A 10,919-nucleotide genomic window follows, 5' to 3' on the forward strand; every position below is an offset into this window, starting at 1 on the left:
ACAACGCGATGATCCTAAAATGAAGGATGTTTCTTTTGAAGACCGTTTAGGTATGCTTGTAGATATCGAGTATGCCAACCGGAAATCAAACAGCCTCAAGCGTCTTATCCGGAATGCAGGCTTTGACCAGCCTGAGGCATACTTCCGGTGGTCTCCTTTGTGTGCTGGCCGAAAACGTCTTCCCTGCCGCTGTGAATTCTGATCATGAAAAAAGCGCCTGTCTCACAACCGCATTCACGATCATGAGCAGACGCTCTTCACTCTCATTATTCTTTTGCAAAAGAAAAATCCCTTTTCGGAATTGTGGGTTTAAGAAAAAAAGAAGCCCTTACCAACATAGGAGCTGATCATCCGGAGATGAACGGGAGCCTGTCTGACGGCGGTGCTTCTTAACTAAAAAGTAATATAAAAAGCGTATTAATTCAAGACCGCAATGCCATTTGTATCTCGGGTAGACAGAGGACATCAGGAACACTTTTCCGAAAAGAGATAAAGAAAATGGACTCGGCGGCTCGGGTGTTTTTTGTTTTCCCGTTCGCTTTGTCCATTGTAAATATAACACAGATAAAATAAAAAAAATACTAAAACGGTACTATTTTTGTACTATTTGCTCATTTATATGCCTCGAGAAACGCATCAAATGATTCGAATACCGTTTCCACATTAGGATTGAATTCCAATGAGCCATCCATACTCCATATGACAACAGACGGTATATCATTTTTGTAACATAAGCAAAGCATAGCATCATGGTTAAGCTGAGCAAACGGTATCAAGTCTGTCCCTACTGTATCTTCGTCAAAAACCATGTAAACATCATTCTTAGAAATGATATAATTAATATCATAAACCCCGTCTTTTGATTCTGATACATTCGATACCATTCCAAAGAAACGCTCAACAAAAAAGGTACCTTTTATAATGATTCTCTCTGTAGGTATACCACCATTATTTTTCTTGATAAAAGCTTTAAAAGACTTTGGCAGTTCTCTGCGCCAAACAGTCTCCCTTTTTTTCATTAATTCTTCTGTTATATTTTCTTTTATAATTGAATCACAAAATATCATGCCTTTTCTCCTTTAATCAATTACGTGGAGCATCAGCCCACTCACCCTCACTTCTTCCTCCATGATGATTTGTAGAATTATGAACCCCGAAGGGTACTAGCTGCATCGTTCCGTCTTTTTCAGAATGATGCCAGGTATATCCATCTGGAGTTTCACCATTCATAATCTGTTCTAGTTGCTCCTTAGTAAACTGTTTTGCCAAATCAGGATTTTCTTTAATCGCCTTTTTTAGGGCTTGATTACATTTATCAAACTGCTCTCTATCCGTCTTATTCCAATCATCTTTATCAAGCGCGGTTTCAAAGGCCACATATTCTGAGAAATCTGCGTACGTTTTTCCATTTTCTTCTCGAACAGGAACTGTCGGTACCCATCCTTTTTCTCTCGCATATTCTCGAATTTCCTTCTTTTGCTTTGCAGAAAGCGCATCACCACCTGGTACATTTTCATCCCATGTCCATGGTTTATTGGAATTTACCGCTTTTGCATAGTATTCGGCCAATATCTCTTTTACATCCTCAAAGCTTAACTCTCCATTTAAGTATTTATTTAACTTGTCAAGCTTTTCTTCCTCTGTTAATTCGCGCTCTTCATCCGTCTCTTTTTCTTGATCAGCCTCCGAAGATTCCACCGGCAGAGTATCTTCGTCTATATCGGGTAAGTTCTTAGTTTCATCCCCCTCATCATCTGCTTCAGGCATATCTTCCGACTCGTCGCCATCATCGTCAATCTCAGGAAGTTTCTCAACATCATCCTCTTCGTCATCAACCTCTGGAAGATTTTGAATTTCATCACCTTCATCCTCAACCTTGGGTAAGTCATTTACATCTTCTCTTATATAATCAATCTCCGGCAGGTCTTTCGTTTCATTTTTTATCTGCTTTTCTGTATTTATGCTTTCTAAATTTCTGTTCCGATGGATGTTTGACTCTATCGCCACTTACATCCCCCTCCTTCCTGTATATTCGAGATATCTATTTGAAAAAGAATCTGTTTTCATATGTTCTACAATATACTGGAGAACTAGTTGACGAATCACGACCACAAGATCATCATCTATATCATAAAGCTTTTTGATTTTTGCATCAGCCTCTTCTATTCCTTTAGCTGCATCTATGCTATCCATTAAGCATCTAGCCATACGTTTACCATCAAACAAATTGTATGCCACGGCTTTCATCTCACTATCAGATAACTCTTCATTCATCAAAACTTTCCTAAGCTTTGATTTCGTTGAAGAAGGCAGTGCTAACCTGTCAATCCAATTAATGATATCATCTACATTTTCTAAATTAATTTCTCTGTTGTCGACAACGCGGAACAACACCTTAAAGTATTCATTAGTAGGCCTACTCTGTTTCGGCATTTCTATATTCTCAGGTTCATATTCATAATCACATTCAAAACGTTCAAATTTGCATAGCACAGCCTCTACCCAATCATTTTGATATACCGCTGCAACTCCCTTAGGAAGCCTTGCCAGTTCTTCTATTTGGGCATCGTCTAAAGCTGCAGCCTTGCCTACCAGTCTCCTATCTTCTGCATCAGGTAATCGTAATATTATCTTTGTATTTGTATTCCTTATTACAGCTTCATCTAACAATCCTGGTGCTTGATCTGCAATAATAAAGCCTTCTCCATAGGTACGCATTTCGGCTATAGAATTTGTCAGCATCTCAACAGATTTGCCCTGAAGATTTACACTCTCTTGACCTTGTCCCACAGATATCCTTCTTAACAGATTATGTGCCTCTTCAAGAATCGTAACATGCTGCAAATCTTCATTTATACCAGATGAACTCATGTGGTATTCCTGAAGTTTCATTATCAACACTCCCATTAGCAATGCTTTGGTCTCTGTTGATCCTACACGACTAATATCTACAATCACATTTTCTTCAAATAATTCAGCATCAGACAGTTCTTCTTCAGCGCACAAAACTAGACCATTTATACCATTAGTTAACGCTTTAACTCTCGTTACCAGAGCTCCAGCATAATCGCTCTGCGTATCTTCTGAATAAAGAGAACTCTTCATCACTTCTGGCAAAGTGGCTAACAAATCATCAAAAGTAGGAAACTTCAAAGGATCACAATCACTTGAATACAGATTCCACCCTTTATCTACATAAGCTTTTTCGATTGCATCTTTAAGCACTGCAGGCATAGCCGCATACATTGGCCAACATGCATTCAAGATTTCCGTTAAACGGTCTATATGTTCTAATACATGTATTGGCTTCTTTACTCCATCTCCTACAGGAAACGAGAAAGGATTTATTCGAAGTACACTGGAAATTTTTGGATTTGTACCATATACCTTACAATCCTTTCCAAATGCCATCTTATATTCGCCCTTTGCCGGCTCAATCACAAGATATTTTCGTCCTAAATCGCTTAATCCCTTAATTATCTGATATATAGAATTAGATTTTCCAGTTCCTGTTGATCCAGTTATAAACACATGAGAAGCCAAACTATTCACATCCAATTTTACTATTCGGTTCTCAGCGCGATACATATGAACAATTCTACCTATACTTATGGCATCGTCATTCCTATCTATATCCGGAACCGCGTCCATGGTATTGCCACTATCATCAAAAATTGAAAACTTCTGCGTTTCCCGACCAAAAGCAACACTATCTATTACTGGAAAGCCAGCAACAGACTTCCTTGGAAAATTAAGTGCTCGAACCAACTCTTTTCCCGAAATAATCGTAGAAAGAGTTGTTACTTCCGGAAACATTAACAAGCCGTCATTCTCTTCGCATTTTTTTGTATCAAGTACGAAGTCTGGATGTTGTATTCTCTTCAATGTTTCTAAAATTACAGCTGTCTTGTCTTTGTCTTTGGTGCCATTCCAGTAATTAATTGCTGCTTGAGAAATATACGATGTTTCCCCCTGTGTCAAGGCCAAATACATCGTTGCAACATTCTTAGCTATGACCGCACTTCTGGACACAGCATATGCTGCGAACTTCCACATTCCAAGTGCAGAACATTCTTCCAATCTCTTTATCTGATTTTCAAGTAATTCTAAACTATGCTTAACTGCGTAGTTTGTGCAGGTTTTTGTTTCACCCTGATTCTTCCCTACCATTTCACTTTGGTTTGCAGTTTTTCCAAAGTTAGCACCAAAATTCACTCCTACGCCACCACCAACAAAAGGTGTACCCGCATGAAATTCAGCATTTACTCCAATGCATTTTCCTAATGAGCTTCCTGCACTGATGATAGTATTCTCATTTATTGAAATAGATTCTTGCCAGGATGCATATGGCGACAATGCGTTATACATGTCAAACAATGTAATCTTTTGAGAATCAACATCATCAGTAGGGCATGCCAAAAGAATCAGTCTATACTCCTCATCCTCACTTTTTGGTACTATACCATCAAGTAATTTTTCCATGCTTTGGCTAATAAAATCTTCTGACTTATCCGTGGCAAGATTTGATACTATCGCAACTGATTCAGAATTATCGACTTCACTTCCCTTATCTTCATCATCTTTATATTTCACTAAATCCTGAAGACACTGAGGAATGCCAAAGCCAAACCCTTCGTCACCTTCTTCTTTTTCCCTTATTTCCGCGCCAGGGAAATTACCATTTATTGCTTTTATTACTCTGTCTCGATAATCCCTAGCAATGTTTGATAGACTTTGTTTTCCTGTATTTGCTATTGCCATAGTAACTACACAATGATCTATTTTCCTATCATATATTAGTGCTATGCTACAGGTTTCCCCTGAAAGAACTTGATACACGTTTATCAGTTTATCAATATTTTTCTCTTCAGTGTCATTCACCCAACGTGTAATCTCAAAATATACAATCCTATCAGCTTCCCTAAAAGTTTCTGGAATATCATATACTGGAGTATATACATCTCTTATGTAGGGCAAATACGAATTATATAGTTTGATACCCAAAGCGCCCAACGCTTTTTGTGTGTTAATCTCAGAATCTTTTTCAATAAAATACCGTTTTTTAGCTGCTTCTATAGCATTCTTCTGCCCTTGACCAAATGAACTTCGATTGGCAAGATAACTCTTTTCTTTCTCCTGAATTTTACTATCAAGTTCATTCATTTTCTGTTTTATCTTTCTATCTTTTCCCATTTTTCTCACCTCAAATGTTCTTTCGGCAGTCTCAGTACATATCTGCTTAGAATATTAGTCATTCAGCACACAACATAGGCAAAACATACTTATTTATTTATATTCCATATAATTACTGCGACCAACGCAATAACAACTATACCAATAACAACAAATAATACTTTATTTCCGTTCGACCTACTTCGATCCCGCAGATAATCACTAACCTCTGCGAGATGCAAGTAATACTCCTTGGATGATGCTCCAGAAGTACCGAGAAGTTCTAACTCATCAAGATAATCCTTTTTCCACGGCTTTGCTTTCTTATGAACCTCATAACTATTAAAGCAATCATCTCCGTATTGTTTTGAAATCCTATCAAGTTCCTTTTCAACTTCCGGAGTTCGTATTTCACCCTTCAAAATTTTAGTCACTAATCTCATTTGTTCCTCTGATCCAGTCATAATTACACCTCCTCAAAGTCCATTAACGATTCTATAGTATCAATTTGTTCATTTATATATTCTTGTTGCTTTCGCTTAGCGTCAATAATGCCAATTTGTTCATTTAACGCCTTTGTCAACTCCACAAGTTCCGGATTGAATGATGAAACCACTGAATCCAACTCATTTAACAATTGTTTAACCCAATCATTAAATGATTTTTCATTTTCACCGATAACCTTTTTGTTGCTTTCCGAGATATCTACATATAACGAATTACGATATTTGTCTATAGACTTTGTTATATTAATTTTCGTCAGATCCCATATCCATAAAAATTTCTTTCCTTTTTTTTCAACTGCCGTAGTGTTTTCTATGTTAAGCGCTTTATGTGCACTTGATACATTCTTAACCTTCAGCAATACTTTCTTCAGTATCTCCTTTTCTTCATCCGTTAATGCATCACTATTAACAACGATCCTCATTAGGATTTCTCTTAATTCGCCTGCACGCTTCTCCCAATAATCCCATGTAATCTTACTTGCCTCATCTGAATAGGCCTTCATATCACTTTGTAGATTCTTCTCAATTTCTTTACTAAACGGATTCAGTTTTTCAAAATTTGTTTTTCCTGGGCTTGAATTAAGCGCTTTTTTTACTATTTTTCGGATTCTCTCTTCATCCAAATACTTAGAAGCTACCTTCTTTTTCTCAGCATTATTAACAAAACCGGTTGTGAATTCTATTTTCTTATTATCACATTCTTTTTGCAGTTTCTCTATAAGTGCTTGTTTCTTCTTGTCAAGTTTACCTTTAACGCTCTTTCTTATTCCTTCAGCCTTGGTTTCCGCTTCACATACATCTTCTTCCACAAGCTTAACCGCCTCCACTAAATACTGAACTGCTTGCGAACATTTATTGTACAAAGCATACTTTTGCGCAAATATACCTATTTCTTCTTCAACACAGGGAATACCACTGTTCCAAAGAAGTAATTCCTTTTTTCCAATCGATTCGATTCTTTTGCTAATACGTTCTTGTGCATCTTTAGGAACAATATTGTATTCAAAGAGCCTCAGATACCATCTACTATTGGGGTCTTCAAAGTTAGTCATCTTTTGGTTGAAGATTGCGTAGTATTCCTCGTCAATCCACTCATCTTCACTTTCAGGATTGTCCTTCTTTCCTCCTAATCCAACTATTGATGAAACAAAATAGACGCGACTCGCCTTCCATTTTGTCAAAACTAAATTATCTTTGTTTTCAATCTTTTTCTTAAGTGTACTTCCCGATTTTTCATCCGACTTATTAACAACCAACATCATGTTGGAAACATCTAACGCCCCACCCATCTCATTGATAATGGACATAATATCATTGTTATCAGTCTCATCCATGCTATCTGGATTTGTTACAAATATCGGCAAACCGTTTGTTTGCTGTTCTAGAGAATCTTTCAAAATATCAGCATGTTCTCGAAACATTACAGAATTAGATCCTGGAGTGTCATATATAACGAATTTAAATTTTCCCAACGGCAAATAAGATGAGTGAAATGAAACATATACTTCAATAACATCATCCAACTTATTTGGCGTTAATTCTTTTTTTCTGAGCAAATCTTTTATACGATGTTTTCTTAAAAGACATTCTATCTTTTCTTCATCGTTTTTAATCGTTTTTAATTCTGCACCTGACAAGTGTTTTTCAGCACAAGTCAACAATTCATCATGTCGTTCTCTTCCTTCTTTTTTTGCAAATTCATTCAAAGCATATAAGGTCCAATATAAATACTGATTTTCAGACTCGGGGGAATGCTTAGCTATCGTTTCAGAGATAAGCTTAACTATATCGCTATTAGGATTCTTATTTGCTTTCCATTTTTTCTTACCAAATTCAATTCGAAACTCTTCTCCATGAAACCGAAAAACAATCAAATGCTTGTCAGCTTCTCTAATCTTATAGATCTTTGCAGTAGCTGGGTCAGAGTCGCTCGGAAGAATTTCGCGACCAATAAGGCTATTTATAAATGCTGACTTTCCAGAGCTATACAAGCCCATAACGCAAAGGGCAATCTCTGGTTTAACTGCATCCATATACTTATTTACAACCGCTTCTGTATTGGAGTCTGGATACTCCTCAAAGAATTTTTTTAGTTTCGAATATGAATCTTCTATCTGTGGCATAACCTCTTTTGCCGGTTTCATTATTTTAATGCCCCGCTCGAGGTCTATGTCATATTCTGAATAATATAACTCTCTTACAGAAGAAAGATCCGCAAAATCATCATCTGTACCCTCAAAAATTAGTTTCAACCCAACTGTCGGGTTATACAGCTTTTCAGTAATGATTTTTAACATATCATATGCATTATGGGAAATAGGTAAAGAAATAAAGCGCTTGTCATTTAACGGAGAATCATCCATTTCTTCCATATCATTCCAAGAACCATCTTCTTCATACCAATAGTAATAAATATGCTTTTTATATGGATTACTACAGATCTTGATACAGTTTTTCTCCATCATAGTCACCTCGTTACACTTATATCTCCAAACACTTATCGTTTTTTGTTGTTCTTTTATTCCGCTCTTTTATTATCGCCGATTAAGTATTTGTAATTTCACATAATAATTTTTTTAGATTAGCAAACCATACAGACATATTCTGTCATCCTGTCTATTCTTTGGTCTTTTTTCTCCAATTCTTATACTCTCCAGTAGTAATTCTTTTATCTACTGGTCTTTCTGAATCCGCTGGTATCACCCATACATTCCCAAACCTCGTTGCCCCTCAATCTTTCCTTGAGAGCATAAAGTTTGAATTCGTCTTCTCGTGACTCCCCATTTTTCTGCTATATCTTTAATTGTCAAATATCCTTCAATCATTTTTATTCCTGCTAAGAATTGTACAAAACAATATAAAATAATATAATATATCTTATACCCAAAAGCGAAATTTGTCAAAAAGTCATTGTGGATATTGTATACTTTATCGTTGATGTGCAACTGATTTTTGTGCATATTTATATCCATTATTCTACTTCCAATTTCTATATTTTTAAACTCACCCAGGCCAACCGGACTGAACTACCATCATCAGAATATCACCCAACGTGTCCAATAATCCTCCCAAAGTAAAATAGATGGTAACCACACATCGTAGCTACCCTCTACAGCCATTGCGCTTAGATCTCTCTTATCTTCTCTCTCAGACCATCTATCGTCTCCTCCAGAATCACCACCAAAAAGAGAATACCGATAACTGCGACGCCAACAATAAAGAAGATCCGTCTATCTCTGTGCCACAAGGCAGTAGACCGATACAGGTCCAACATACAGTAGAAATAGTCCAACTACTGCTGATGTTAGATTTATTACCAGGTGGATCACTCCCTTTGCTGCAGGAAGTGCCATTGATACCGGTGCCAGTAATATCTTTAAATACATTCTCAGCAAAAACATGTTTATCCCTCCGACTTATTATTCTGTTTCTTCCATTCTTCAAGCAGTTGATAAAGAACCTTTTCCATCTGTGATTTTGTATAGAATACCGGGAAGTACTCTTGCAACTTTTTCTTCGTGATCGTGAGCTGTTGAAATCTGTTGCTCTCATCCTTGGGAGCATTCTCATTCAAGATCCTCATGAGTTCCATCTTTGTGATGGTATCGTTTTCCTTCAGATAATCTCTCAATGCAAAGATCTGAAATGTCTTGCAGATTTCATTCTCACACATGTACTCGTAAAGCATCTGCTGAATTTCTTGGTCTAAAAAAGAAACTTCCACTGCTGTAACAAGTGCCAAGTCTTTCTTATCAACCAATTCCAAAATTGGAGGAATGAGTTCTACCAGGCGAAGATACCAATGCAACTGTCCGCGGCTTTCTCCAACCTTTTCCACAAGTTCATGCATCTTTTCATCATCCAAAACCTTGAAAGGATAATCCTTGAACGGCCGGATCTTTGCAACCTCGATCTCGTCACAACCGGCTACTGAAGGAACACAGAGTAATTCATCAATGGATGTCATTTTGATCTTCTGTCCAACTCTCTTAGCCACGATCCAACACCTCCTCTGTCAATGTGCGATAAGCATTAGCAGCTTTTCCTTTCGGATCATACTGATAAATACTGGATCCTTCAGCACTGATCTCTGCCGAACGAACCGAAAGAGGGATGCAGGTATGAAATACTCCGATATGATTCGAGTACGTATCTATAACCAGTTGTGAAATATCCCTGGCATAATTCGTCCTGGCATCCACCATTGTAAGCAATATCCCTTCGATACAAAGGTCCTTATTAAGTCTCCTCTGAACACGGCCAATGGTTTTGATGAGCTGTTCTAAACCCTTCACAGGAAGGTACGCCGCCTGGACCGGGATCAGAACACTGTCCGCACAGGCCAAGGCATTTATCGTAAGCATTCCCAGAGAAGGCATACAGTCGATGATGATATACTTGTAGTCATATTCCGCTTTGAGATATTCCACGATGCTCCTGAGCATGACTTCCCTGCTCATAGCATTAACCAGATTGATCTCAAGTGCTGACAATTCGATATTGGCCGGAATAAGATCCACGCCTTCATCGTGCTGAATGATAGTCTGTGTGATAGACAGCTTCTTCTCCTCCATCACTTCTGACAACAGAGTGGACAAAGTATATTCAAGCCGGTCAGGCTCCCTGTATCCCAGGCTGATCGTCATGGAACCCTGGGGATCTCCGTCGATCAATAAAACCTTGTTTCCCTCTGCAGCCAGTCCAATCCCAAGATTTACAGCTGTAGTGGTCTTTCCGACCCCACCCTTCTGATTTGCAACCGCTATAACCTTACACATAATCTTTGCCCTCCTTAATCACTATCCGGATCGCCGTACATCATTTCAATGTATTCATCCAGCTTTTCCGTGTTTACAAGCACTATTCTTCGAATTCGATATATTGCCTTTGCTTCCTTTGCAAGTTCCGTAAACGCATGAATTCCCATAGAATACAGAACTGCGCCCTCGTCGTATCTCACCCACTTCTTTTTTCCGCCTGGAACAGACTTTAAAACCTGATCGATCCTTTCCTGTTTAACAGGGTCGCTTGACATTCCTCTCATTCGCATTATTCATTTCCTCCTTCCATATCAATAGCAGATTCAAGATATGCATCCAGAATATCCAGATCGACAACCACTTTCTTCTTGATCTGAATATTGGCACCGGCCTCTTTGCAAAGCCTCACAAATGAGTAATAGTTCAGCGAATACATTCCCGCACCGAGACCGTAAGTGGTGTATCTTTTCTTTCTTCCTTT

The 10,919-nt window shown here is 37.9% G+C and carries 10 protein-coding genes and 1 pseudogene; 1 reads left to right on the forward strand and 10 read right to left on the reverse strand.

Annotated elements, in window-relative coordinates; translation table 11 throughout:
- Positions 1-202, forward strand: a pseudogene (locus tag K6G87_RS10915) (hypothetical protein); the annotation flags it as partial.
- Positions 203-611: 409 nt separating this feature from the next.
- Here the strand turns inward: K6G87_RS10915 and K6G87_RS10920 are convergent.
- The 10 genes from K6G87_RS10920 to K6G87_RS10970 form a co-directional block, all read right to left on the reverse strand.
- On the reverse strand, positions 612-1,067 hold the full coding sequence (locus tag K6G87_RS10920) for an SMI1/KNR4 family protein (protein WP_296836987.1): 456 nt from the start codon (positions 1,065-1,067) through the stop codon (positions 612-614).
- A gap of 16 nt (positions 1,068-1,083) precedes the next feature.
- Positions 1,084-2,007: an HNH endonuclease gene (locus tag K6G87_RS10925; RefSeq protein WP_296836989.1), complete on the reverse strand. Its 924-nt coding sequence runs from the start codon at positions 2,005-2,007 to the stop codon at positions 1,084-1,086.
- Positions 2,008-5,193, reverse strand: a complete 3,186-nt coding sequence (locus K6G87_RS10930) for an ATP-binding protein (protein ID WP_296836992.1) — start codon at positions 5,191-5,193, stop codon at positions 2,008-2,010. It lies immediately after the preceding gene.
- 89 nt (positions 5,194-5,282) lie between these two features.
- Entirely contained in the window at positions 5,283-5,636 is a 354-nt protein-coding gene (locus K6G87_RS10935) for a hypothetical protein (protein WP_296836994.1), read from the reverse strand.
- Between the two features lie 2 nt (positions 5,637-5,638).
- Positions 5,639-8,143, reverse strand: a complete 2,505-nt coding sequence (locus K6G87_RS10940) for a dynamin family protein (protein ID WP_296836997.1) — start codon at positions 8,141-8,143, stop codon at positions 5,639-5,641.
- 765 nt (positions 8,144-8,908) lie between these two features.
- A complete protein-coding gene (locus tag K6G87_RS10950; RefSeq protein ID WP_296837000.1) occupies positions 8,909-9,079 on the reverse strand; it encodes a hypothetical protein in 171 nt (56 codons plus the stop codon).
- Between the two features lie 2 nt (positions 9,080-9,081).
- Positions 9,082-9,675: a hypothetical protein gene (locus K6G87_RS10955; RefSeq protein WP_296837003.1), complete on the reverse strand. Its 594-nt coding sequence runs from the start codon at positions 9,673-9,675 to the stop codon at positions 9,082-9,084.
- Complete coding sequence (locus K6G87_RS10960) at positions 9,668-10,456, reverse strand: ParA family protein (protein ID WP_296837006.1); 789 nt, start codon at positions 10,454-10,456, stop codon at positions 9,668-9,670. Before K6G87_RS10960 ends, K6G87_RS10955 begins: the two co-directional genes overlap by 8 nt.
- A gap of 14 nt (positions 10,457-10,470) precedes the next feature.
- A complete protein-coding gene (locus tag K6G87_RS10965) occupies positions 10,471-10,728 on the reverse strand; it encodes a DUF6462 family protein (protein WP_334304867.1) in 258 nt (85 codons plus the stop codon).
- A partial coding sequence (locus tag K6G87_RS10970) for a DUF6462 family protein (RefSeq protein WP_296837009.1) occupies positions 10,728-10,919 on the reverse strand: 192 nt, incomplete at its 5' end. The genes K6G87_RS10970 and K6G87_RS10965, both read right to left, overlap by 1 nt.

The organism is Butyrivibrio sp. (genome assembly GCF_024699075.1).